This window comes from Magnetospirillum moscoviense (assembly GCF_001650635.1).
Classification (GTDB): Bacteria; Pseudomonadota; Alphaproteobacteria; order Rhodospirillales; family Magnetospirillaceae; genus Magnetospirillum; species Magnetospirillum moscoviense.
Genome location: NZ_LWQU01000126.1, coordinates 1 through 24,182, shown reverse-complemented (window position 1 = coordinate 24,182; position 24,182 = coordinate 1). Strand labels below are relative to the sequence as shown.

General features: G+C 65.3%; 18 protein-coding genes. 14 read left to right on the top strand and 4 right to left on the bottom strand.

The genetic code is table 11. The features are described 5' to 3' along the window. Window positions 1-25: 25 nt before the first annotated feature. On the top strand, window positions 26-1,798 hold the full coding sequence (locus A6A05_RS07300) for an O-linked N-acetylglucosamine transferase, SPINDLY family protein (protein WP_068498938.1): 1,773 nt from the start codon (window positions 26-28) through the stop codon (window positions 1,796-1,798). Here the strand turns inward: A6A05_RS07300 and A6A05_RS07295 are convergent. Continuing rightward, the gene (locus A6A05_RS07295) at window positions 1,789-2,442 is read right to left on the bottom strand and encodes a YggS family pyridoxal phosphate-dependent enzyme (RefSeq protein WP_068499000.1); all 654 of its coding nucleotides are present in this window, start codon (window positions 2,440-2,442) and stop codon (window positions 1,789-1,791) included. The genes A6A05_RS07300 and A6A05_RS07295 overlap by 10 nt on opposite strands. A gap of 196 nt (window positions 2,443-2,638) precedes the next feature. Between A6A05_RS07295 and A6A05_RS07290 the strand changes: the two genes are divergently transcribed. From A6A05_RS07290 to A6A05_RS07250, 10 genes are all read left to right on the top strand, one after another. Next, entirely contained in the window at window positions 2,639-3,847 is a 1,209-nt protein-coding gene (locus A6A05_RS07290; protein WP_068498936.1) for a porin, read from the top strand. Window positions 3,848-4,074: 227 nt separating this feature from the next. Further along, the gene (locus A6A05_RS07285; RefSeq protein WP_068498935.1) at window positions 4,075-5,244 is read left to right on the top strand and encodes a porin; all 1,170 of its coding nucleotides are present in this window, start codon (window positions 4,075-4,077) and stop codon (window positions 5,242-5,244) included. 199 nt (window positions 5,245-5,443) lie between these two features. After that, window positions 5,444-5,974, top strand: a complete 531-nt coding sequence (locus tag A6A05_RS07280) for a DUF3576 domain-containing protein (protein WP_245644221.1) — start codon at window positions 5,444-5,446, stop codon at window positions 5,972-5,974. Between the two features lie 56 nt (window positions 5,975-6,030). Then, on the top strand, window positions 6,031-8,589 hold the full coding sequence (gene leuS / locus A6A05_RS07275; protein WP_068498931.1) for a leucine--tRNA ligase: 2,559 nt from the start codon (window positions 6,031-6,033) through the stop codon (window positions 8,587-8,589). Further along, complete coding sequence (gene lptE / locus A6A05_RS07270; RefSeq protein ID WP_082910775.1) at window positions 8,576-9,121, top strand: LPS assembly lipoprotein LptE; 546 nt, start codon at window positions 8,576-8,578, stop codon at window positions 9,119-9,121. The genes leuS and lptE overlap by 14 nt, the downstream gene beginning before the upstream one ends. Next, the gene (holA, locus tag A6A05_RS07265; RefSeq protein ID WP_068498926.1) at window positions 9,118-10,143 is read left to right on the top strand and encodes a DNA polymerase III subunit delta; all 1,026 of its coding nucleotides are present in this window, start codon (window positions 9,118-9,120) and stop codon (window positions 10,141-10,143) included. The genes lptE and holA overlap by 4 nt, the downstream gene beginning before the upstream one ends. A 100-nt stretch (window positions 10,144-10,243) precedes the next feature. Beyond that, window positions 10,244-15,028: an NAD-glutamate dehydrogenase gene (locus tag A6A05_RS07260; RefSeq protein WP_068498924.1), complete on the top strand. Its 4,785-nt coding sequence runs from the start codon at window positions 10,244-10,246 to the stop codon at window positions 15,026-15,028. A gap of 74 nt (window positions 15,029-15,102) precedes the next feature. Continuing rightward, window positions 15,103-15,534 (top strand): SxtJ family membrane protein, encoded by a 432-nt coding sequence (locus tag A6A05_RS07255; RefSeq protein WP_068498922.1) that lies wholly within the window; start codon window positions 15,103-15,105, stop codon window positions 15,532-15,534. A 15-nt stretch (window positions 15,535-15,549) separates the two neighbouring features. Then, window positions 15,550-15,699, top strand: a complete 150-nt coding sequence (locus A6A05_RS21275; RefSeq protein ID WP_172822216.1) for a DUF5989 family protein — start codon at window positions 15,550-15,552, stop codon at window positions 15,697-15,699. 16 nt (window positions 15,700-15,715) lie between these two features. Then, on the top strand, window positions 15,716-17,557 hold the full coding sequence (locus A6A05_RS07250) for a carbamoyltransferase family protein (protein WP_068498918.1): 1,842 nt from the start codon (window positions 15,716-15,718) through the stop codon (window positions 17,555-17,557). On the opposite strand, the gene A6A05_RS07245 is transcribed toward A6A05_RS07250, so the two are convergent. Genes A6A05_RS07245 through A6A05_RS07235 form a run of 3 tightly spaced genes read right to left on the bottom strand, consistent with a single transcriptional unit; the run spans window position 17,558 to window position 20,149 of the window. Then, a complete protein-coding gene (locus A6A05_RS07245; protein ID WP_068498916.1) occupies window positions 17,558-18,544 on the bottom strand; it encodes an NAD-dependent epimerase/dehydratase family protein in 987 nt (328 codons plus the stop codon). It abuts the gene before it with no gap. Beyond that, window positions 18,541-19,542: an NAD-dependent epimerase/dehydratase family protein gene (locus A6A05_RS07240; protein WP_068498913.1), complete on the bottom strand. Its 1,002-nt coding sequence runs from the start codon at window positions 19,540-19,542 to the stop codon at window positions 18,541-18,543. Before A6A05_RS07240 ends, A6A05_RS07245 begins: the two co-directional genes overlap by 4 nt. A gap of 52 nt (window positions 19,543-19,594) precedes the next feature. After that, window positions 19,595-20,149: a 3'-5' exonuclease gene (locus A6A05_RS07235; RefSeq protein WP_068498911.1), complete on the bottom strand. Its 555-nt coding sequence runs from the start codon at window positions 20,147-20,149 to the stop codon at window positions 19,595-19,597. Window positions 20,150-20,250: 101 nt separating this feature from the next. On the opposite strand from A6A05_RS07235, the gene A6A05_RS07230 reads away from it, so the two are divergent. From A6A05_RS07230 to A6A05_RS07220, 3 genes are read left to right on the top strand one after another with little or no spacing between them, the layout of a single operon-like run. Then, on the top strand, window positions 20,251-21,213 hold the full coding sequence (locus tag A6A05_RS07230; RefSeq protein ID WP_245644220.1) for a thiamine pyrophosphate-dependent dehydrogenase E1 component subunit alpha: 963 nt from the start codon (window positions 20,251-20,253) through the stop codon (window positions 21,211-21,213). Next, on the top strand, window positions 21,200-22,267 hold the full coding sequence (locus A6A05_RS07225) for an alpha-ketoacid dehydrogenase subunit beta (protein ID WP_068498909.1): 1,068 nt from the start codon (window positions 21,200-21,202) through the stop codon (window positions 22,265-22,267). The genes A6A05_RS07230 and A6A05_RS07225 overlap by 14 nt, the downstream gene beginning before the upstream one ends. 3 nt (window positions 22,268-22,270) lie before the next feature. Beyond that, on the top strand, window positions 22,271-23,968 hold the full coding sequence (locus A6A05_RS07220; protein WP_068498908.1) for a hypothetical protein: 1,698 nt from the start codon (window positions 22,271-22,273) through the stop codon (window positions 23,966-23,968). Window positions 23,969-24,182: the final 214 nt, after the last annotated feature.

Genomic DNA, 24,182 nt, shown 5'->3' with positions numbered 1-24,182 from the left:
GCCCCGGCATGTTAGAAGCCGTTTCATGAGCAAGACCCAGAAAGAGCAGGTGGCGCGACTGATCGGCCAGGCCGGCCAGGCCGTCCAGGCCGGGCGTATCGCCGACGCCGACGCCTTTCTGCGCCGCGCGGTCAAGCTGGCCCCCAAGGATGCGGCGATCTGGTGCAACCTTGGCATGGTCAGCGCCATGAGCCGCCGCCACATCGACGCTATCGGCCAATTCGGCAAGGCCTTGGCCCTGTCGCCCGATCTGGGCGCGGCCCATGTCAACCTGGCTCGCGTGCTGTTCGAGGTCGAACGCTATGTCGAGGCCGAAAAGCATGCTCGCCGCGCCTTGGCGCTGGCCCCCAACGGACCGGTCGAGCTGAAGATGCTGGCCGATGTCGCGGTCCGCCGTGGCCGCACCACCGAGGGTGCCCATTTGCTGAACCGCGCCCTGGCCATCCGTCCCGATTGGGTCGATGCGTTGAACAGCCTGGCCTCGGTGCACCGGCTCGAGGGGCGCCCACACCGGGCGGTCGAGCTGTACGGGCGCTGCCTGGCCATCAAGCCGCTGGAAAGTGCCGCGCGCAATCTGGTGCTGACCCATTATTACGACACCGCCAGCACGCCCCAGTCGCTGGCGGCGGCGGTGGCCGGCTGGGTCAAGCTGCATGCCCACCTCGCCCCACTGCCGGCCCCGGCCAACGACCGCGATCCCGATCGGCGTCTGAAGATCGGCTATGTCTCGGCCGACCTGCGCAATCACCCGGTGGCCGGCAATATCGAGGATGTGCTGGCGGCGCATGACCGCCAGACTTTCGAGATCTTCGTCTATTCCCTGACCGCCGGTGCCGATCAGGTGACGCAGCGCCTCGCCGGCAAGGTCGATCATTGGCGCCAGGCGGCAGGCGTTTCCGACGCCGTTCTGGCCCGGCAGATTCGCGATGACGGGATCGACATCCTGATCATCCTGGCCGGGTGGACCGGCGACAACAGGTTGCGGCTGGCAGCCCTGAAGCCGGCGCCGCTGCAGGTCAGCTGGCATGATTTCGGCACCAGCGGACTGGCCGGCATGGATGGCTGGATCACCGACGCGGTCATTCATCCGCCGGGCCAGACCGGGGAGGAGTTCGGCGAGGAATTGCTGCGGCTGCCCTGCTTCTATTACGAGCCGCGCCCCGAAAGCGCGCCCGAGGTGGCGGTCCCGCCCTGCCTGACTGGTCAGCCAGTGACGTTCGGGTCGTTCAACCACCCGGTCAAGATGACCGATGCCAGCCTGGCCCTGTGGGCCGAGACGATGCAGGCGGTGCCAGGTTCGCGGCTTTTGCTGAAATACCGCGACCAGTTCGGCGAGACCGGCTTGAAGGAACGCTATGTCGAGCGTTTCGGCGCGTTGGGGATCGGGCCGGAACGGCTGTTGTTCAGGGGCGACACCCAAAGCGAGGCCGACCATCTGGCCGCCTACGCCCATGTCGATATCGGTCTCGACCCCTTTCCGTTCAACGGCAGCACCACCACCTGGCAGGCCCTGTACATGGGGGTGCCGGTGGTGACCCTGGCCGGATCGCGCTTCGTCGGTCGGGTCGGCCTGTCCCTGCTGACCGCCCTGGGCCTGCCGGAGCTGGCCGCCACCACCCCGGCCGATTTCGTCAAGATCGCCGTGGAATTGGCGGCCGATCCCGGCCGTCTGCGCGACCTGCGCGCCGGGATGCGGGCCCGTATCGATTCCTCGCCTCTCGTCGATGCCGCCGGATACACCCGCGCGTTGGAAGCGGTGTTACGCGATTTCTGGCGCCGGCGGTGGTGTCAGGCGTAATCACGGGCTCCGAAGATCGCCGAACCGACCCGGACATGGGTGGCTCCCGCCGCGATGGCGGTCTCGAAATCGCCGCTCATCCCCATGCTGACAACCTCCAGCCCATTGCGCCGGGCGATCTCGGCCAGCAGGCGAAAATGCGGGGTCGGGTCCTGGTCGGCCGGCGGGATGCACATCACCCCGGTCACCCGCAGGCCGTATTGGTCGCGCGCCAGGGCGATCAGGGCGTCGGCATGGTCGGGGTCGATGCCGGCCTTTTGCGCCTCGCGCCCGGTATTGACCTGGACCAGGCACTCGACGACGCGTCCCGACCGGCGCATTTCCTCGGCCAGGGCGCGGGCCAGCTTGGGGCGGTCCAGCGTCTCGACGACGTCGAACAGGGCCACCGCGTCACGCACCTTGTTGGTTTGCAGCGGGCCGATCAGGTGCAAGACGATACCGTCAAAGCTTTTCTTCAGTGCGGGCCACTTGGCCATGGCCTCTTGGACGCGGTTCTCGCCGAACACGCGGTGACCGGCCGCCAGTGCCTGGGCGACGGTCTCGGCATCGTGGGTCTTGGACACGGCGACCAAGGTAACGTCGCGGCCGGCGGCGGCGCGGCGGACCGCGCCGTGGACGGCCAAAAGGGCGGAAGCGACTGACATTTCCGGGCTTAGGTCCTTCTTTTCCAGGCCGGACCGGGCCGGCGTTCTGTTGCACATTCGCCACAGTGCGAGGCATTCGACACAGAGGCTGTCCCCCTTGCTTGACTTGCCGCCGCCAAAATGGCTGGATCACCCTCGTTCGTTCATTTGGATTTGGGTGCGCTGTCGCACTCCGTACCAAAAGAGAGGAGTTAACATGAAGAAGGTTCTTATCGCCAGCACCGCGCTGGTCGCCGCCGGTCTGATGACCACCGGCACCGCCTCGGCCGCTGAAAAGATCAAGTTGAATCTGGGCGGTTTCTCGAAGTGGTGGGTTGTCGGCGCTTGGCAGGACAGCTCGTTCGAAGACGGCACCGGCGTGGGCTATGCCAACGTCGACGTCAAGGGCGACAACGAAGTGTTCTTCGGCGGTTCGACCAAGCTGGACAACGGCCTGGAAATCGGCGTTGACATTCAGCTGGAAGCCGGTGGCCACACCGAGACCGCTGCTTCGAACCCCGACGTGATCGACGAGTCCTACATCTGGATCGCCGGCGGCTTCGGTAAGTTCATCGTCGGTTCCGAGAACAACGGCGTGTACCTGCTGCACGTCAACGCTCCGGACGCCGCTGGCAACTGGGGTGAAGGCGGCGTTCTGGCCGGTGGCAACTCGTCGGGTGGCGCTACCGCCATCGTTTCGCCGACCGCCGTTCGCGGCTTCATCGGCGGCAACGGTACCGCTCCGCGCATCGACAACGATGCCGAGAAGATCACCTACGTTGCTCCGACCTTCTACGGTCTGACCCTCGGCGCCTCGTACATCCCGAACGCCTCGGGCACCACCAGCGCTCAGAAGGGCGAAGACAACAGCCTGCAGGCGACCTCGATGGAAGCCATGGGCGTCGGCGCTCTGTACGCCAACACCTTCGGTGGCGTCGGCGTCAAGCTGTCGACCGGCTTCATCTGGGGCGATGCCAACGTCGCTAGCGCTCAGACCGACTTCACCCAGTTCGTCGCTGGTGGTCAGCTGTCCTATGCCGGCTTCACCGTCGGTGGTTCGTGGCGTAAGGACAAGGCCGACGAAAAGGGCGGTCAGTATGGCAATGGCGGCGGTTCCGCCGTCGCCACCAGCGGCAACCTGCTCAACACCACCGGTTGGGACGCTGGTATCCAGTACGCTTCCGGTCCGTGGGCCGTTTCGTTCGCCTACTTCCAGTCGGAGAGCGAAGGCAACGCCGGCAACAACCTGGAAGACCAGATCACCATCTGGCAGGTTTCGGGCAAGTACAACCTGAGCCCGGGCGTGGACGTCCTGGCCACTGCCGGTTGGGCTGAGTTCGACGACGAAGGCTCGAAGGCCGCCACTGGCGACGCCAACCACAACGAAGGTTGGGCCGTCATGACCGGTCTGTCGCTGGCCTTCTAATCGAAGCCATCGACGCAAGTTGGGGGAAGGGCGGCTTCGGCCGCCCTTTCTTTTTGCCCGGACGCCGGATGACGGTTCTGTTGCCGATTCGCCACAGGGTGACAAAGATTGATGCCGCAGCGCACCGGCGCGGTTGACCAATTTTCGCGCAGTGCCTAGGATGCCGAGAAATTAGGCGATCACATCAACGCCTGTGTTTTAGTCATACCGAGCAAAAGGGGTTTTCCATGAAGAAGGTTCTTATCGCCAGCACTGCGCTGGTCGCCGCTGGTCTGATGACCACCGGTTCGGCCTCGGCCGCCGAGAAGATCAAGCTCAACCTGGGCGGTTTCTCGAAGTGGTGGGTTGTCGGCGCCTGGCAGGATAGCTCGTTCGAGGCCGGCACCGGTCGCGGCTATGCCAATGTCGATGTCAAGGGCGACAACGAAATCTTCTTCGGTGGCGACACCACGCTGAACAACGGCATGAAGATCGGCGTCAATTTCGAGCTGGAAGCCGGTGGTGGTTCCGAGACCGCTCAGTCGAACCCCGACGTCATCGACAAGAGCTACGTGTTCATCGAAAGCGGCATCGGTAAGGTCATCGTCGGTTCGGAAGCCAACGGCGCCGTGCTGCTGCATGTCATGGCCCCCGACGCTGCCGCCAACTGGGGCTCGGAAGGCCTGCTGATCAGCGGCTCCTCGATCGTCCAGCCGGGCGCCGTTTCGGTGATGAAGACCACCGAAATCGATACCGACGACAACGCCGAGAAAATCACCTACGTCGCTCCGACCTTCTACGGTCTGACCCTGGGCGCCACCTATATCCCGAACGCCTCGGGCACCACCAGCGCCAGCAAGGGCGAAGACAACTCCAGCCAGGCGCTGTCGCAGTCGGTCTATGGTGTCGGCGCCGGCTACGCCAACACCTTCGGTCCGATCGGCGTCAAGCTGTCGACCGGCTTCGTTTGGGGCGATGCCAATGCGGCCGGCGTCACCGGCGACCTGCAGGAATTCTCGGCCGGCACTCAGCTGACCTGGGGCCCGGTGACCGTCGGCGGTTCGTACCGTCAGCGCATTCTGGACGAGAAGGGTGGTCTCTACCACAACCGTCCGTCTGTCGCTTCGAACATCGACGGCTATATCTGGGATGCGGGCGTCATGTATGACGGCGGCGCCTGGCAGCTCAGCTTCGGCTACCTGAACTCGAAGGCCGAGGATTCCGTGACCGTCGGTCAGGACTCGCTGACCGTCTATCAGGTGTCGGGCAAGTACAACCTGGCTCCGGGCGTCGATCTGCAGGCTTCGGGTGGCTTCGTCGAGTGGGATGACGAATCCGCGAAGGCCTCGGGCAACACCGGCGATGCCAACCACAACCAAGGTTGGACCATCGCCACCGGTATCGCTCTGACCTTCTAAGGCCGGATCGGTATCAAGGATACAGGCCCGCGGGATCATCCCGCGGGCCTTTGTCTTTGGGGCCGCTCGCCCGACTTCAACGCGGGGCTTGCCCCAATGGGCGGCAAGGGTGCATTCTCTGCCCAAATGATCCAACGGCACTGCCGTCTGGAAGCGCGTCTGTCGTGCCGGTGTGGCCGGTCATGCAAGGGTGATGGCAATGAACAGTCTGTGGGCAAGAAGTCTTGCCGTTGTGGTTCTGATGCTTTCGGTGGTGGTCCTGTCCGCCTGCGAAGGCGGCAAGGCGGTCTATCCCACCAGGGACAGGGGTGCCTCGGCCCCGCGCATGGGCGACGAAAAGCGCGAGACGGTGTTCGGCGCCGAAGGTCTGTTCGGCGACAAGAAGAAGGGCACTGGCGGCGGCGAGGGTATCGGCGTCAATTCGTTCCTGTGGCGCGCGTCGCTGGATACGCTGGGCTTCATGCCGATCGCCACCGCCGACCCGTTCGGCGGCACCATCATCACCGATTGGTACCAGCTGCCCGAGGCGCCGAACGAGCGTTTCAAGGTCAACGTCTTCATTCTTGACCGGGCGCTGCGCGCCGATGGCGTCAAGGTGTCGGTGTTCAAGCAGGCGCGTGACGCCATGGGCCAATGGGTCGATGTCAAGATCGAGGCCAAGATGGCCGGCGAGCTGGAAAATTCGATCCTGACCCGGGCGCGGCAGCTGCGCATCGTCTCGACCGAGTAAAGCGGCCGGCTTCAGCGAATTCCTTCTTCACTCCAGAACTTTAGGGCCGGACGCAGATGTCGCGCACCGACGAACGTTATAACGTCAAGGAAACCGAAACCAAGTGGCAGCGCGTGTGGGACGAGCGCAAGACCTTCGCCGCCACCGAGGATGCCAGCCGGCCAAAATATTTCGTCCTCGAAATGTTTCCTTATCCGTCGGGCCGCATCCATATGGGCCATGTGCGCAATTACACCCTGGGTGACGTGGTGGCGCGCACCAAGCGGGCCAAGGGTTTCAATGTGCTGCACCCGATGGGCTGGGATGCTTTCGGCCTGCCGGCCGAGAACGCCGCCATCGAGCGCAACGTCCACCCCGCCAAGTGGACGCGCGAGAATGTCGCCGCCATGCGCGAGCAATTGAAGTCGATGGGCCTGTCCTATGACTGGTCGCGCGAGCTGGCCACATGCGAGCCCGAATATTACCGCCACGAACAGAAGATGTTCCTGGATTTCCTGAAGGCCGGCCTGGTCTATCGCAAGGAATCCTGGGTCAATTGGGACCCGGTGGAAAACACCGTGCTGGCCAACGAACAGGTCATCGACGGTCGCGGCTGGCGTTCGGGCGCGTTGGTGGAAAAGCGGCTGCTGTCGCAATGGTTCCTGAAGATCACCGCCTTCGCCGACGATCTGCTGGACTCGTTGAAGGGGCTGGAACGGTGGCCCGACCGCGTGCGCCTGATGCAGGAAAACTGGATCGGCCGGTCCGAGGGTGCGCGGCTGGTGTGGGACATCGACGGTCGTAGCGACCGGCTGGAAATCTTCACCACCCGCCCCGACACCTTGTTCGGTGCCGCCTTCCTGGCCATTTCCCCCAACCATCCGCTGGCAGCCGAGTTGGCGGCCAACAATGCCGGCCTGGCCGATTTCGTCGCCGAATGCAACCGCATGGGCACCTCGGAAGCGGTGCTGGAAACCGCCGAGAAGAAGGGCTTCGACACCGGCCTGCAGGCCTGCCATCCCTTCGTCCCCGGCTGGCACCTGCCGATCTATGTCGCCAATTTCGTGCTGATGGAATACGGCTCGGGCGCCATTTTCGGCTGCCCGGCCCATGATCAGCGCGATCTGGATTTCGCCCGCAAGTACGGTCTGCCGGTCAAGCCGGTGGTCCTGCCGCCGGGCGAGGATGCCGGTTCCTATCAGGTCGGCGCCGAGGCCTATAGCGGCGACGGCATCTTGATCAATTCCCAATTCCTGGACGGGATGGGGGTGGATGCCGCCAAGGCTGCCGCCATCGCCCGCATCGAGAGCGAGGGCCTGGGGGCCAAGACGGTCAATTGGCGCCTGCGCGACTGGGGCGTGTCGCGCCAGCGTTATTGGGGCTGCCCGATCCCGATCATCCATTGCGAGACCTGCGGCGCCGTGCCGGTGCCGGCCGAGCAGTTGCCGGTGCGGCTGCCGGAAGATGTCGGCTTCGACAAGCCGGGCAACCCGCTGGACCATCACCCGACCTGGAAGCATGTGGCCTGCCCTTGCTGCGGCAAGCCGGCCCGGCGCGAGACCGACACCTTCGACACCTTCTTCGAATCGTCTTGGTATTTCGCCCGCTTCGCCTCACCGACCCGTGACGACGTCGCCTTCGACCGCGCGGCGGCCGATTACTGGCTGCCGGTGGATCAGTATATCGGCGGCATCGAGCATGCGGTGCTGCACCTGCTTTATTCCCGCTTCTTCACCCGCGCCATGAAGGAATGCGGCTATCTGGGGGTCAAGGAGCCGTTCGACGGCCTGCTGACCCAGGGCATGGTCTGTCACGAGACCTATAAGGACCAGGCCGGCGCCTGGCTTTACCCCGACGAGGTGGTCAAGGAAGGCGGTGCGCTGAAGCACGTCCAGACCGGCCAGCCGGTGGCGCTGGGCCGCTCCGAGAAGATGAGCAAGTCGAAGCGCAACGTCGTCGATCCGGCCCATATCATCGAGACCTACGGCGCCGATACCGCCCGGCTGTTCATGCTGTCCGACAGCCCGCCCGAGCGCGATCTGGAATGGACCGACGCCGGCATCGACGGCGCCTGGCGCTACGTCAACCGCCTGTGGCGGCTGGTCATCGGCGCCCTTGATACCTTGCCGCCGCCGGGTGCTGCGATGCCCGCCCTGGATGACAGCGCCGTCAAGGTCCGCCGCCAGATCCACAAGACCATCGCCCTGGTGTCGGAAGATCTTGACCGCTTTCACTTCAACAAGGCGGTGGCCCGCATCCGCGAGTTGACCAACGCCCTGTCCGATGGCGCCTCGGGCTGGACCATGCGCGAGGGATTGGAAGCGGTGGTGCTGCTGATGGCGCCGATGATGCCGCATCTGGCCGAGGAATTGTGGTCCGAGCTGGGCCATGCGACGCTGGTATCCGACACGGCGTGGCCAGTGGCCGATGCCAGTCTTTTGGTGGAAGACAGCGTCACCGTCGCCGTCCAGGTCAACGGCAAGCTGCGCGCCACCATCGACCTGCCCAAGGATGCCGACGCCAAGCTGGCCGAGGAAACCGCGCTTGCGCAAGAGGCGGTGATCGCGGCAATGTCGGGCAAGGCGCCGCGCAAGGTGGTGGTCGTGCCGAATCGGATCGTCAATGTGGTGGTCTAGAACGCTCCTGGTGGTGATGATCGCGGTGCTGGGCCCGGTGGGCTGCGGCTTCCGGCCGATGTATGGCGACCGCGCCGAGCAAAAAAGCCCGACCGCGTCGGAATTGGCCCAAATCAGGGTCGGCGCCATCGAGGACCGGATCGGGCAGCAATTGCGCAATGCCCTGGTTCAGCAGCTCTCTCCCACCGGCGAAGTTGCCCGCCCGCGTTATTCCCTTAGTGTCAAGGTGTCGGGGTCGTCCGGCGCGGTCAGCACCGACCAAAGTGGTGGTGCGGCCTTGGGCAACATGACGATGACCGCACAATTCTCGCTGGTTGACATCGCCGACGAATCGGTGAGTAAGACCGCTTTCGCCGGCACGGCCCGCTCGATCACCAGCTATCGCTATTACGGCCCGCGCTACGGCACCATCGCCACCGAGCGCGATGCCGAGGATCGCGCCTTGTCCGAGCTGGCCGGGAGCATCCGCAACCAATTGGCGGCCTATTTCTCTAGTCGTGCCGCCGGCTTCAAGCCCGAGTTCGCCCGGTGAAGCTGTCGGGGGCCAGGATCGAGGCCTTCCTGAAGGCGCCCGATTCCAAGGCCCGAATCATCTTGGTGTTTGGTCCCGATAGCGGCCTGGTCCGCGAAAGAATCGAGCGTTTGGGCAAGGGGGTGGTCGCCGACCTCAAGGATCCCTTCCGCGTCGCCGATCTGACCGCCGCCAGCCTGAAGGACGATCCCGCGCGCCTGGCCGACGAAGCCGCGGCTATGGCCATGACCGGCGGGCGCCGGGTGGTGATCGTGCGCGACGCCGCCGATACCCTGACGTCACTGGTCCAAGGATTCCTGGGTGACCCCAAGGGCGACGCCCTGATCTTGCTGGAAGGCGGCGATCTGGGGCCGCGTTCATCGTTGCGCAAGCTGTTCGAGGGGGCCGACAACGCGGCGGCGATTCCTTGCTATGGAGACGAAGGCGGCAGCCTGCATCAGGTCATCGTCGAGGAGTTGAAGGCGCACGGCCTGACGCCGGAAGCCGACGCCCTGGCCTATCTGATGGACCATTTGGGTGGCGACCGCCGCTTGACCCGGGCCGAGCTGCAAAAGCTGGCGCTCTATATGGGGGGGCCCGGCCGGGTCAGTCTGGCCGACGCCTCGGCCTGTGTCGGCGATACCGCCGCCTTGTCGATGGACGATCTGGCCATGGCCGCAGCCGAGGGCGACCATGCCACCGCCCAGCGCGTGCTCGATCGCCTGACCCGCGAGGGGACCAACGCGGTGACGGTGCTACGGGCGCTGTCACGTCACTTTCAACGTCTGCACTTTGCCGCCGGCCTGGTGGCGCAAGGCCGCTCACCCGATCAGGCCATGGCCGCCCTGAAACCGCCGGTGATCTTCAAGATGGCCGACCGGGTCCGCCGCCAGATCGGCCGCTGGCCGGTCGATCGTGTCGGCCGTGCGCTGGAGCTGCTGATCGAGGCCGAGACCGATTGCAAGACCACCGGCATGCCGGCCGACGAGCTGTGCTCGCGCGCGGTGATGCAGTTGGCGCGGGCCGCCGGCCGGGCGAAATAGGCTTTTCCGTCTTCAACCCGTTGAAATTACCCCCCGATCGTCCCCTAATGAGTCGGGGGAACCATCGCGCGCGCCGACCCGCGCCGCAGGGGAGGGCTTCATGACCCATTTCAGCGATCTCAACCGATCGAGCCTGGCCGACTCTCTGGATGGCCTGGCCCGGCAGAAGCTCGACCCCGCCCGAGGGGAAGCCGCCAGTCGGCTGGCCATGATCTTTCTGGCCGGCCTGCCAGCCGCCGATGTCGAAGAAGCCGAGCCCGGTCGCCTGTTCGCGGTGATCGTCGGCCTGCTGGGTCACCTGAAAGAGCGCCCCCCCGGCCAGCCCCGCCTGCGGGTGTTCGACCCCGATCTGGAAAAGCACGGCTGGACCTCGCCCCACACCGCCATCGAGATCGTCAACGACGACATGCCGTTCCTGGTGGATTCGGTGGCCATGGAATTGGCCCGCCGTGGCATCGCCATCCACCTGCTGGTTCACCCGGTGATTTCGGCAAGTCGAGACGAATCGGGCCGTCTGGTCGAATTGGGCTCCCTGGCCGACGGCGTCGGCCGTGCCGAATCGGTGATGCACATCCTGGTCGATCGGCAGGAGGTGGGCCAGCATGCCGATCTGGCCGCGAGGCTGGGTCAGGTGCTGGCCGACGTGCGGGCGGCGGTGGTCGATTGGCAGCCGATGCGCGCCGTGATCCGCGCCGCCAGTGAAGACGTGGCCAAGTTGGCCAAGACCCGGGCGGATTCCGACGAGACGGTGGCCTTCCTTGATTGGTTGCACGACGATCATTTCAGTTTCCTGGGCTATCGCCGCTTCGTGTTTTCCGGCGAAGGCGACTCCCCCAAGGTGACGGTCGATGCCGATGCCGGCCTGGGCATCTTGCGCGATTCTCAGGTCACCGTGTTCGATGACACCGTCACCCTGGCGCAGATGCCCGCCGAAATCCGCTCGTTCCTGACCGCGCCGGGCCTGTTGATGGTCACCAAATCGACGCGCCATGCCACCGTCCACCGGCCGGTCCACATGGATGTGATCGGGGTGAAGCAGGTCAACAAGGCCGGCAAGGTGGTCGGGCTGCACGCCTTTCTGGGCCTGTTCACCTCGGCGGCCTATACCCGCAACCCGTCCAGCATTCCGTTGCTGCGCAAGCGGGTGGCCGAGGTGCAGGCCCGAGCCGGCTTCGCGCCGTTCAGTCACGATTCCAAGGCCCTGGTCAACATCCTGGAAACCTATCCCCGCGACGAGCTGTTCCAGATCGGCGAGGACCGCCTGTATCGCATCGCGCTGGGTATTCTGCATCTGCAGGAACGTCCGCGCGTCGCCTTGTTCGTGCGGCCCGACGATTTCGGCCGTTTCGTCTCGTGTCTGGTGTACTTGCCGCGCGACCGCTACGACACGCCGCTCAGGCTGGCGGTGACCCGGCTGCTGGAACAGGCCTATGGCGGTCACCTCGACGCCTATTACACCCAGGTCGCCGACGGGCCGCTGGCGCGCCTGCATGTGGTGATCCGCACCCAACCCGGCACCAAGGTGCCGGACATCGACGAATCCGACCTGGAGCGCCGCCTGGCCGACGCGGCGCGCTCATGGGCCGACCAGCTGCAGGATGCGCTGATCGCCGCCCAGGGCGAGGCCAAGGGCCTGAAACTGGCACGGCGCTGGCGCGACGCCTTCGCCGCCTCCTACCGCGAACGCCATCCGGCCCTGGCGGCGGTGGCCGACATCGATCGGCTGGAGGCGGTGCTGGCCGGGGCCGATCTCGGTCTTAACCTCTATCGGCCGGTCGAGGCGGCCGAGCACGAGGCCCGGCTCAAGCTGCTGCGCCGCGGCCAGACGGTGGCTCTGTCGGATATCTTGCCGATCCTCGAGGCCATGGGCCTTCGCGTCATCGCCGAGGTCCCGCACGAGATCCATGCCGCCGACCAGGCCAGTCCGGTGTGGATTCATGATTTCCAGCTGGAATCGGCCGACGGCACGGCACTCGATCTTGCCGGCCGGGGCGCCGCCTTCGAAGAGGCGCTGGCCCGCATCTGGCGCGGCGAGGCGGAAAGCGACGGCTTCAACCGGCTGGTGCTGACCGCCGGCCTGGCCTGGCGCCAGGTGGTGATCTTGCGGGCCTATGCCAAATATCTGCGCCAGGCCGGCTATAGTCTGTCGCAGGCCAATATCGAGCGGGCCCTGGCGGCCAACCCGGCCCAGACCGTCGGCCTGGTCACCTTGTTCGAGGCCCTGTTCGATCCGGATCATCGGGCCGGCGACCCCTGTTTCGTCGAAAGCCAGACCGCCGCCCTGCTGGATCAGGTCGATAGCGCCGACGACGACCGAATCTTGCGCCGCTTTCTCAACCTGATCCGCGCCACGCTTCGCACCAATTTCTATCTCGACCGGCCGTGGGTGTCGTTCAAGCTGGACAGCCGGGCGATCGACGATTTGCCGGCGCCGCGGCCATGGGTGGAAATCTGGGTCTATTCCCCGCGTGTCGAAGCGATTCACCTGCGCGGCGGCCGGGTGGCGCGCGGCGGCATCCGCTGGTCGGACCGGCGCGATGATTTCCGCACCGAGATTCTGGGGCTGATGAAGGCGCAGATGGTCAAGAACGCGGTGATCGTGCCGGTGGGGGCCAAGGGCGGCTTCGTGGTCAAGCAGCCGCCAGCCGAAGGTGGGCGCGAGGCGCTGCTGGCCGAGGGTATCGCCTGCTATCAGGCGATGATGCGCGGTCTGCTGGACGTCACCGATACCTTGAAGGGCGGATCGGTGATGGCGCCGGATCGGGTGGTGCGCCGCGACGGCGACGATCCCTATCTGGTGGTGGCCGCCGACAAGGGCACCGCCACCTTCTCGGACATCGCCAACTCCATCAGCCTGGAAGTCGGCTTCTGGCTGGGCGACGCCTTCGCCAGCGGCGGCTCGAAGGGCTATGACCACAAGGCGATGGGCATCACCGCGCGCGGCGCCTGGGAGGCGGTGAAGCGCCATTTCCGTGAGATCGGCATCGACACCCAGACCCAGGACTTCACCTGCATCGGCGTCGGCGACATGTCGGGCGACGTGTTCGGCAACGGCATGCTGTGCTCGCCCCATATCAAGCTGGTGGCGGCCTTTAACCACGCCCACATCTTCATCGACCCCGATCCCGACCCGGCGGCCGCCTTCGCCGAGCGCGAACGGCTGTTCAAGGCGGTCAAATCCTGGCCGGATTATGACCAAAGTCGCATTTCCACCGGTGGCGGCATCTTCTCGCGGGCGGCGAAGTCGATTCCGGTCAGCCCGGCCATGGCCGCTCGTTTCGGTATCGAAGCAAAAACGGTGACACCGGCCGAACTGATTCGCATCCTGCTGTGCGCCCAGGTCGATCTGCTGTTCTTCGGTGGCATCGGCACCTATGTCAAGGCGCGCGAGGAAACCAACACCGATGTCGGCGATCGCGCCAACGACCAGCTTCGCGTCAATGCGTCCGACCTGCGCGCCAAGGTGCTGGGCGAGGGCGCCAATCTGGGCATGACGCAAAAGGCCCGTATCGAGGCGGCGCTGGCCGGCATCCGCCTCAACACCGACGCCATCGACAATTCGGCCGGCGTCGATACCTCGGACCACGAGGTCAACATCAAGATCCTGGTGGACGATCTGGTCGCCGCCGGCGACTTGACGGCGAAACAGCGCGACGCCTTGCTGTCGTCGATGACCGACGAGGTCGCCGCGCTGGTCCTGCGCGACAATTACCTGCAGACCCAGGCCATCAGCGTGATGGAGGCCAACGGTCCCGACCTGCTGGACGGCCAGGGCCGCTTCATGCGCTTGCTGGAGAAGGCCGGCCGACTGGACCGCGCCCTGGAATTCCTGCCCGGCGAGGACGTGCTGACCGAACGGGCCGCCCGGCGCAAGGGATTGGTGCGGCCTGAACTGGCGGTGCTGCTGGCCTATTCGAAGATCTGGCTGCACGACGCGGTGCTGGGCTCGAACCTGCCCGACGATCCGTTCCTGGCCGCCGATCTGCGCCGCTATTTCCCGACCGCGCTGGGCGACCGTTTCGCCAACGAAATCACCCGTCATCGGCTGCGGCGCGAGATCGTCGCTACCACGGTGACCAATTCGATGATCAACCGGGTCGGTGCCGGCTTCGTGCTGGACATGATGGAGCGCACCGGCTTCGGCGCCGCCGAGGTGGCCCGGGCCTATATCGTCGCCCGCGACGCCTATGGCCTGCGCGAGGTGTGGCGGGCCATCGAGGCCTTGGACGGCCAGGCGCCCGCCTCGGTTCAGATCGCCATGCTGACCGAGGCCAACCGTCTGTTGGAACGGGCCACCGCCTGGGTGCTGCGCCACGTGCCGGCTCCCTTCGAGATCGGTGCGGCGATCGCCGAGTTCGCCCCTGGTGTCGCCGCCATCGATGCCCACCGTGGCCAGGCCTTGCCGCCGGAAACCGCCGAAATGGTGGCGGCCCGGACCAAGGATTATGTCGACCAGGGGGTGCCCGAAGCGGTGGCCGTCCGCGTCGCCGGCCTGATCGTCTTGGCCTCGGCGCTGGATGTGGTGCGCATCGCCGGCCGGCGCGGCCTGAATGTGGAAGAGACGGCGCAGGTTTATTTCGCTGCCGGATCGCGCTTCGGCCTGGGCTGGCTCAGGCTGTCGGCGCAGCGCCTTGGCGGGCGTGGCCACTGGGACAAGCTGGCCGCCGTCGCCGCCATCGAGGAGCTTTACAGCCACCAACAGGGCATCGCCAACGCCGTGCTGGCCGAGGGCGAGGGGCTGGAGGCCTGGGCCACCCGTCACCAGGCCGAGGTCGAGCGGGTCGATAGCCTGCTGGCCGAGCTGCGGGCGGCGCCGCAGGTCGATCTGTCAATGCTGTCGGTGATCAATCGTCAACTGCGCGCCCTGGCCGAAGCCGGCGGCTGAACAGAAGCTCATAAGCGTTGCTTTGCCCTTGCGTTGATGGTAACGACTGCCACACGAGACAGGCAGGGTGACCCATGGCCAAGGGCGGAACGCACGAGAGTTTCACGGCAGTGACCGAGGTCAAGATCGGCTCTGAACGGTCGTTCGGACTGGTCTTCGCGGTGCTGTTCGCCATCATCGCGCTGTGGCCGTTGAAGGATGGCGGCGAGATCCGCCTGTGGGCCCTTGGCGCGGCCGTCGCCTTCCTGGTCGCGGCGCTGGCGGCGCCGCGGCTGCTCAAGCCCTTGAACCTTTTGTGGTTCAAGTTCGGCATGCTGCTGCACCATATCGTCACGCCCCTGGTGATGGGCCTGCTGTTCTTCGTGACCGTCACCCCGGTCGGTCTGCTGATGCGGGCCACCGGCAAGGACCCGATGCGCCTGAAGCGCGATCCGGCCGCCGCCAGCTACTGGATCGAGCGCGCCCCCCCGGGTCCGGCCCCCGAAACCATGAAGAACCAATTCTAAGAGGATCCGACGCCGATGGGCTTTCTTCTCGAACTCTGGGCCTTCCTGCGCGCCCGCAAGAAGTACTGGCTGCTGCCGATCCTGGTGATGATGGTGATCTTCGGCGGTCTGATCGTGTTGAGCCAGGGCTCGGCGGTCGCCCCCTTTATCTACACCCTGTTCTAAAGAAGCGAGGCCAACGGTGCGGATTCTGGGCATTTCGGCGCTGTATCACGACAGCGCGGCGGCGCTGATCGAGGATGGCCGTATCGTCGCCGCCGCCCAGGAAGAGCGCTTCACCCGCAAGAAGCACGACGCCCGCTTCCCCGAGAATGCGGTGCGCTATTGCCTGGCCGAGGCCGGCTGTGCTCTGGGCGACATCGATTACGTGGTTTTCTACGACAAGCCGTTCCTGAAGTTCGAGCGTTTGCTGGAAACCTATATGTCCTTCGCGCCGAAGGGCTTCACCTCGTTCAAGACCGCCATTCCGGTGTGGCTGAAGGAAAAGCTGTTCCAGAAGGACATGCTGCGGCGGGACTTCCAGAAGTTCGACCCCGATTTCGACTGGATGAACAAGTTCCTGTTCGCCGAGCACCATCTGAGCCACGCTGCGTCGGCCTTCTTCCCCAGCCCGTTCGAGGACGCCGCCGTGCTGACCATGGACGGTGTCGGCGAGTGGACCACCACCTCGCTGGCCTTCGGGTCGGGCAACCGCCTTGAAATCCACAAGGAACTGCACTTCCCGCACTCGCTGGGCCTGCTTTATTCGGCCTTCACCTATTATACCGGCTTCAAGGTCAATTCCGGCGAATACAAGGTGATGGGCTTGGCTCCTTACGGCGAGCCGAAATACACCCAGCTGATCCTCGACAAGGTCATCGACGTCAAGGATGACGGCAGCTTCTGGCTGGACCAGTCCTATTTCGACTATTGCACCGGCCTGACCATGACCAACGACAAGTTCGCTGGCCTGTTCGGGCAGAAGGTGCGCCAGGCCGACAAGGACCCGCTGACCCAGTTCCACATGGATATCGCCGCCTCGGTGCAGGCGGTGACCGAGCATGTGGTGCTGAAGCTGGCGCGCGCCATCCGCAAGGATACCGGCGCCAAGAATCTGTGCCTGGCCGGCGGTGTCGCGCTCAATTGCGTCGCCAACGGCAAGGTGCTGCGCGAAGGCATCTTCGACAATATCTGGATCCAGCCGGCGGCCGGCGATGCCGGTGGCGCCCTGGGGGCGGCTTTGGCCGGCTACCATATCCACAAGGGCCAGCCGCGCACGGTAACGGGCGGCGGCAAGGATGCCATGAAGGGCTCGTATCTCGGCCCGGTGTTCGAGCAGGCCGACATCGAGGCCCGCCTGACCGCCGCCGGCGCCAAGTTCACCGTGCTCTCCGACGATCAATTGATCGAACAGACCGCGCAGGCCCTGGCCGACGAAAAGGCGGTGGGCTGGATGCAGGGCCGCATGGAATTCGGGCCGCGCGCCCTGGGCGGCCGCTCGATTCTGGGCGATCCCCGTTCGCCGACCATGCAGAAGGTGCTGAATCTGAAGGTGAAGTACCGCGAAAGCTTCCGTCCATTCGCCCCCAGCGTGCTGCGCGAGGACGTCGCCGATTGGTTCGAGCTGGACGGCGATTCGCCCTACATGCTGCTGGTCGCCCCGGTGGCCGAAAAGCATCGCCGCGCCATGACCCAGGAAGAACAGGCCCTGTTCGGCATCGACAAGCTGAACGTGCCGCGCTCCAGCCTGCCGGCCATCACCCATGTCGATTACTCGGCCCGCATCCAGACGGTGCATGCCGATACCAATCCGCGTTACCACGCGCTGATTTCGGCGTTCAAGGGCAAGACCGGCTGCCCGGTGGTGGTCAATACCAGCTTCAACGTGCGCGGCGAGCCGATCGTGTGCTCGCCGGAAGACGCCTTCCGCTGCTTCATGGGCAGCGAGATCGAGGTCCTGACGGTGGGCAATTGCTTCCTCAGGAAGGAAGACCAGGACCCGGCCCTGAAGCTCGATTACAAGAACGCCTTCGAGCTGGATTGATCAGCCCAGGTATTTGAACCAGGTTTCGGTCGCTTTCGAGATCGAGGCCGGGTCCCAGAGCGGGGCCTCGCGCCAGTAATCGATGGCGGCCACGACTTTGGCCACGCCCTCCTCGAAGCTGATTTCCGGCTGCCAGCCCAGGTCACGGGTGATCTTGCCGATATCGGCCCAGGTGCAATCGGGCTCGCCGGGGCGCTTGGGGATATGAATGGCCTCGCCGCCCAGCAGTTCCACCAGACGGTTGACCGATTGCGGCTTGCCGGCCCCGACATTCCACACTTGCCCGGTCAGGGCGGTGTCGGCGGCCGCCCAGAACGCACGGGCGACATCGGTGACATAAAGGAAGTCGCGGGTCTGGGTGCCGTCTCCGACCACGGTGAACGGCTTGCCGGCCAGCTTCTGTTTCAGGAAAACCCCGAAAACCGCGCCATAGGCCCCCGACGTCCGCGAGCGCGTGCCGTAGGCGTTGAAGATGCGGATGGAATTGACCGGCGTGCGGTAGCATGAATGCCAATGCAGGCAAGCCTGCTCGCCCATGTTCTTCGACAAGGCATAGGGATATTGCGGCCGGATCGGGTGATCCTCGGGCGTTGGGGTCGCCGCCAAGCCGTAACAGGACGATGACGCGGCGTAGACCAGCTTTTCCACCGCGGCGGCGCGGGCGCATTCCAGCACCTTGACCGTGCCCATGACGTTGGCGGTCATGTAATCGACCGGCATCTCCATGCTGGGGACGATGTCGCCGATGCCGGCGAAGTGAAAGACGAAGCGGGCGCCGGCAAAAAGCGGCGAGCTGGGTTCAAGATCGCGGATGTCGGTGGTGTCCAGCACCACGTCGGAGCCGTGATGGGCCAGATTGGCCTCGCGCCCCCCCACCAGGGTGTCGATGACATGGACGCGAAAACCTTTGTCGACCAGCAGATCGACCATGTGGCTGCCGATGAAACCGGCGCCGCCGGTAACGACGGCCAGGGGGCGTGTGCTCATGTGACGGCCAACTTCTTCATGGTGCGGATATTGTAGTACCAGTCGTCGGTCATGCTGTCCGGGATATTGCCGTCGCGGAAGGCCTGGCACAACTCGCGAACCGCGTCCTCGATAGTGAAACGCGGCGTGAAACCAAACTCGCGGCGAACCTTGTCGGAATTGATGTGGTACGAGCGGATATCGTCGGACGGCGTGGTGACGATATCGATGGGAGCCTTGTCGGGGAACTCGGCTTCGACCACGCGCTTGACCAGCCGAGCGATCTCCATGATCGACATGTTCTGGAAGCCGATATTGAAGACGTTCCTGTGCACCTTGTCGCGGGGCGCGGTCAGCAGCAGCTCGACGGCGTCGCAGTAATCCTGGATATGCAGATTGGGGCGCAACTGGCTGCCGCCGAACACGGTGATCTTGTTGTTGGTCACGGCGTGGTTGGTCAGGATATTGACCGACAGGTCCAGGCGCAGCCGCGACGCATAGCCGCAGACCGTCGCCGGACGGAAGGTGACCACGGTGAAATTGTCGTCGCCATAGGAATTGAGGATCGGCTCGCACAGGCCCTTGTACTTGTTGTACAGGGTCAGCGGCAGCAGGGGATGGTCCTCGGTGACGTCGGGCGCCTCGGATACGCCATAGACCGAGCTGGAGGAGGCATAGACGAAGCGCTTGACCCCAGCCGCCTTGGCCGCCTTGACCATCGGTTCGAAGGCGTCGAGGTTGATGGTGGTGGACAGCTGTTCATCCAGCTCGAAACTGGCATCGTTGGAAATGCAGGCCAGACTGACCACGGCGTCATGTCCGGCGACGGCCGCGGCGAAGGCCTTCGCATCGCGGATATCGCCGCGGATCACGGTCAGGTGGGGATGATCCTTGGGCAGGACGGCATCCCCGAAATAAAGGATGTCGTAGACGGTGACCTTCAGGCCGCGCGCCAGCAACTGCGGAACCAGGCGGGAACCGCAATATCCGGCTCCGCCGGTGATGAAAACCCGTTCCACGCGACCCTCCGGCCCTTGTTTACGGTCACTTCACCTTGTGCGGCCGGGGCCGTCAAGTCGGGAAGCGTACTTTGGCCAGGGCTCCGGCGACGGCGCGGGCATCGGCCAAGGCGTCGTGGCCGCGTCCGCAGGGGTCGAGATCGAACAATTTCGGTAGGTCGGCGCTGAACAGATGGGTCCGGCCGGTGGCGGCCAGCAGGTGCGGATAGACGTCGTGGGTCCGGCCAAGGAAGCGGTTGGCGATGCCGGCCAGCCGGCAATTCTCGGCGATGACCAGGGCGTCGCCGCCATTGGCCACCAGCGGCAGGTCGGGCTCGGCGAAGCGCAGCAGGCCTTCCAGGGCATCCACCACGTCAACGCCCTCGCCGTCCAGGGCGGCCTGGCTGATGCCGGTCAGCTCGACGAAATAGGAACTGAGCGTCGGATTGATACGCGGCCGGACCAGCAGGCACAGACTTTCCAGCTCACGGAAGGCGGCCTCGACCCGCACCGCGCCGATCTGGACGATCTCGCGATGTTCACCGGGGCCGGTCCAGCCGCGCTCCCACGAGCCCGGCCACGACGTGTATTCGAGGTCGTAAACGACGTAACGGGCAGGTTCGCTCATGGCATTCGACGCCTTGCTTGACAAAGTTCGAGAGGGCAGGGAAGTTTGCTGGTCGCCCGCTGATCATAGCGGCGAAACCCACGTCCAGCCAAGGTGTCGCGGTGACCGAACCCAACCTGTCCCCTGCCGATGTCTCCCGCCTGTACCGGTCGCTCAAGCGCATCCGCAGGTTCGAGGAAGTCACGGCCGAGATCTATCCGTCCGACAAGATCAAGAGCCCGGTCCATCTGGCCATCGGCCAGGAACAGGTGTCGGTCGCGGTGTGCGACGTGCTGGGCGCCGGCGACTGGGTCGGCGGTTCGTACCGCAGCCACGCCATGTATCTGGCCAAGGGCGGCTCGATGCCGGCGATGATGGCCGAGATGTACGGCAAGGACACCGGCTGCTGCCGCGGCAAGGGCGGCTCGATGCATGTCATCGACGTCTCGGCCGGGGTGATGGGCTCGTCGGCGGTGGTGGCGACGCAGATTCCGGTGGCCGCCGGCTATGCCCTGGCCGCCAAGCGCGCCCATGCCGGCCATGTGGTGGCGGTGTTCTTCGGCGACGGCGCCTCGGAGGAAGGCTGCTTCTACGAGACGCTGAACTTCGCCGCCCTGCACGCCTTGCCGATCTTGTTCATCTGCGAGAATAACGGCTATGCCATCCACGAGCCGATCGCCAAGCGCCGCGCCAAGCCGGACGAGATCTGCTCGGTGGCGGAATCGCTGGGGGTGCCGGCGCATCGTGTCGATGACGGCGACGTCTTCGCCATCCGCCGCATCGCCGAGGATGTGGTGCGCCGCATGCGCAAGGGCGGCGGCCCGGCCCTGATCGAGGCCAAGGTCTACCGCTGGCGCGAGCATGTCGGCCCCAACGAGGATTACGACCAGGGCTATCGCTTCGAAGACGAGGTGGTGCCGTGGAAGCGCACCGATCAGGTCGAGCGTCTGGCCGCCATGGTCGATGACGCCGCCCGCGCCCGCATCGATTCCGAAATCGAGACGGAAATCGCCGACGCGGTGCGTTTCGCCGAGGAAAGCCCCATCCCCGCCGCCAAGGAAGTGTTTTCCGATGTCTACGCCTGACGCCCCCCGCCCGCTGAAATACGTCGACGCGCTGCGCGAGGCGGTCGAGCAGGAGATGGACCGCGACGAGCGGGTCTTCGTGTTCGGTCTCGACGTCGATGACCACAAGTCGATCCAGGGTTCGACCCGCGGCCTTTTGCAGAAGTTCGGATCGGACCGGGTGTTCACCACGCCCTTGTCGGAAGATGCCATGACCGGCATCGCCATCGGCGCCGCCATGGCCGGCATGCGGCCGATCCACGTCCATATCCGCATGGATTTCATGCTGCTGTGCATGAACCAGTTGGTCAACATCGCCGCCAAGGCCAGTTACATGTGGGGCGGACAGGTGAAGGTGCCGCTGGTGGTGCGCTCGATGATCGGCAAATCGTGGGGCCAGGGCGCCCAGCACAGCCAGGGCCTGCATTCGATGTTCATGCATGTCCCCGGCCTGAAGGTCGCCGCCCCCAGCAACGCCCACGACGCCAAGGGCTGCATGATCGCCGCCATCCGCGACGACAATCCGGTGGTGTTCATGGAACATCGCCTACTGTACGGCACCGAGACCGATGTGCCGGCCGCCCCCTTCACCGTCGAGCCGGGCAAGGCGCGCATCTGCACCCATGGCGACGACGTCACCATCGTCGGCATTTCCAACATGGCGCAGGAAGCCATTCGCGCCGCCGAACTGCTGGCCGAGGCCGGCGTGCAGGCGGAAGTGATCGATCCGATCTGGCTGAAGCCCTTGGACATCGACACCATCGCGGCATCGGCCAAGCGCACCAAGCGCTTGCTGGTGGTCGACAATGGCTGGGAAATGTGCGGTGCCTCGGCGGAAATCGTCGCCGCCGTGCTGGAAAGCGTCGGCCCCGAGGCCGGCATCCGGGTCCAGCGCATGGGCTTCGCCGCCACCACCTGCCCGACCAGCCCGTGGCTGGAGGCCGAGTTCTATCCCAATCCCGGCACCATCGCCCAGGCGGCCTGGAAACTGGCCCGGCCCGACCAGCCCGATTGGGCGCCCAGCCCCGACCGGACCAAGCTGGCCTATCAGGTGCAGTTCAAGGGGCCGTTTTAGTCGATGCGCGGCGGCCTTTCCGTCGCCGGATTGGGGCGGGCGGCAGCCCTTCTGGCCCTGTTCGCCGCCGCCGTCGCCCTGACGGTGAATAACGGCCTGTCGGGCTTCACCTTCGACAGCGACCCGGTCTATTACGGCGGCTACATGGTCGCCAAAGGCCTGTGGCCGTACATCGACTGGAGCTCGTCCTACGCGGTGTTGCCGGCGGTGATCGAGGGCGGCTTCATGCGCCTGTTCGGTACCGGTTGGCACGTCTCCGCGCTTCATGCCGGATTGACCAACGGTCTTTTCGCCGTGCTGGCTTATCGCCTGTTTCGGCATTTCGGCCTTGGCCCGGTGGCGGCCTATGTCTATGCCACCGCCGCCGCCGTAACCTATTACGCGCCGATCGGCTACGGCACCCCGGACAAACCCAGCTTCCTGTTCCTGATGGTGGCGCTGGTGCTGCAGGCCGCCGCCTTGAAGAGCGACCGGCCGGGCCGGGTCGGCGCGCTCTATGTCGGCGTGACGCTCGCCGTCGTCGCCACCTTGCTGTCGAAGCTCAACCCGACGGTGCTGTACGCGATCCCGCTGTTGGCGATGTTCTTCGGCCTGACCGGTCCTGGGCGATTGGCCGCGTTGCTGGCCGGCCTCGGCACGGTGTTGGTGCTGGCGGCCGTCTTTGGGCTCATCGAACTGGCCCATTCCGGCTTTCTGGCCAATCTGGGCTATTACGCGGTCAAGCTGCCCTTGCTGGCGGGGTCGGGGCGTGTCGGCGGCGAGGGCAGTTTCGCTTATTCCAAGCTGGCCACCTACACCCATCTGGGAACCTTCAACCTGCTTTACGGCCTGATGGCGGCGGGGGTGGCCCTGCTGTGGCTGCGGCGCGACCAATTGTTCGACGGTGGCCGGGGCTATCGCCGACTGATCCTGCCGGTGCTGCTGGGAGTATCATTCTGGGCGGTGACGGTGTTCCATCTCAGCACCATCGCCCAGCCGTGGCCGGCCCATGTGACCCTGGTGGTCCCGGCGGTCGCCCTTCTGCATGCCGCAATTGCCGCGGCGGTCCGCGCCACCGGGCCGCTTCACGGAGAATCGGCCACCACCGCCTTGCGCCTGCTGGCGGTGGCATTGACGGCGACCGTGGCGATGGATGCCAAGGAATATCAGCGGGTGGTCGGCAAGCCGCGCCTGATCTTCGATCTTCAGCTGCAACTGGGCGAAACCCAGCCGCGCGGTTCGGTCGGCATTGACGCGTTCCGCTATCTCCGCTGGATTCCAGTGCGCGACGCCCCACATCTGGCCGAAGAAATTCGCGATGTCGTCACCGCCATGCGGTCGGTGCCCGGCAACGTCTTCGTCCTGGGCATGCCCAATCACTATTACGTGTTCGCCGACAAGGCGCCGCTGCTGCCGGCGATGGTGGTTCTGGCCGGCCACACCACGCCGCCCGTCGGCAGCGAACAAGAGGCCCGGATGATCGCCCGGTTCAAGGAAAACGTCGAACGCGCCGAGGTCCGCCATGTGGTGACCAGCCGGACGCTGGCCGACGGCTTGGCCAAGGACTTCCTGGCTTCGCGGTTTGTCTGCGGCGTCACCGATGTCGGACGCCGGGCGGTGTTGGCGAAATTGTGCGCAGACCCACTTCCGGATTATTCCCGCGTGGCGGGAATCCTTTATGGGTTCGTGCCCCGGCAGGACCGGGCCCCCAGTCTCGATTAGAGCGTTTTCACGCCAAGCGTGAACACGCGACGAGCCAGAGCGGCCCGGCACGGGCCGAACATAAGACTCTAGCAGCCTGTCGGACTTAACCTGACGCCGGGGACATGGCAGAATCGTGGGCACAACAGATCGCCCGTTGATGGATATCCCCCGGCATGAGCAACTTCCGCCAGATTGACCGCGACACCGGCTTCTTATTGCCGCCGTCCATTGA

Excerpts from the sequence above, each read along its gene's own strand:
- A6A05_RS07245 (WP_068498916.1), bottom strand. The coding sequence starts at position 18,544 with ATGAGCACACGCCCCCTGGCCGTCGTTACCGGCGGCGCCGGTTTCATC.
- A6A05_RS07280 (WP_245644221.1), top strand. The coding sequence starts at position 5,444 with ATGAACAGTCTGTGGGCAAGAAGTCTTGCCGTTGTGGTTCTGATGCTT.
- A6A05_RS07225 (WP_068498909.1), top strand. The coding sequence starts at position 21,200 with ATGTCTACGCCTGACGCCCCCCGCCCGCTGAAATACGTCGACGCGCTG.
- A6A05_RS07260 (WP_068498924.1), top strand. The coding sequence starts at position 10,244 with ATGACCCATTTCAGCGATCTCAACCGATCGAGCCTGGCCGACTCTCTG.
- A6A05_RS07290 (WP_068498936.1), top strand. The coding sequence starts at position 2,639 with ATGAAGAAGGTTCTTATCGCCAGCACCGCGCTGGTCGCCGCCGGTCTG.
- lptE (WP_082910775.1), top strand. The coding sequence starts at position 8,576 with ATGTGGTGGTCTAGAACGCTCCTGGTGGTGATGATCGCGGTGCTGGGC.
- A6A05_RS07285 (WP_068498935.1), top strand. The coding sequence starts at position 4,075 with ATGAAGAAGGTTCTTATCGCCAGCACTGCGCTGGTCGCCGCTGGTCTG.
- A6A05_RS07220 (WP_068498908.1), top strand. The coding sequence starts at position 22,271 with ATGCGCGGCGGCCTTTCCGTCGCCGGATTGGGGCGGGCGGCAGCCCTT.
- A6A05_RS07235 (WP_068498911.1), bottom strand. The coding sequence starts at position 20,149 with ATGAGCGAACCTGCCCGTTACGTCGTTTACGACCTCGAATACACGTCG.
- leuS (WP_068498931.1), top strand. The coding sequence starts at position 6,031 with ATGTCGCGCACCGACGAACGTTATAACGTCAAGGAAACCGAAACCAAG.
- A6A05_RS07300 (WP_068498938.1), top strand. The coding sequence starts at position 26 with ATGAGCAAGACCCAGAAAGAGCAGGTGGCGCGACTGATCGGCCAGGCC.
- A6A05_RS07255 (WP_068498922.1), top strand. The coding sequence starts at position 15,103 with ATGGCCAAGGGCGGAACGCACGAGAGTTTCACGGCAGTGACCGAGGTC.
- A6A05_RS07295 (WP_068499000.1), bottom strand. The coding sequence starts at position 2,442 with ATGTCAGTCGCTTCCGCCCTTTTGGCCGTCCACGGCGCGGTCCGCCGC.
- A6A05_RS21275 (WP_172822216.1), top strand. The coding sequence starts at position 15,550 with ATGGGCTTTCTTCTCGAACTCTGGGCCTTCCTGCGCGCCCGCAAGAAG.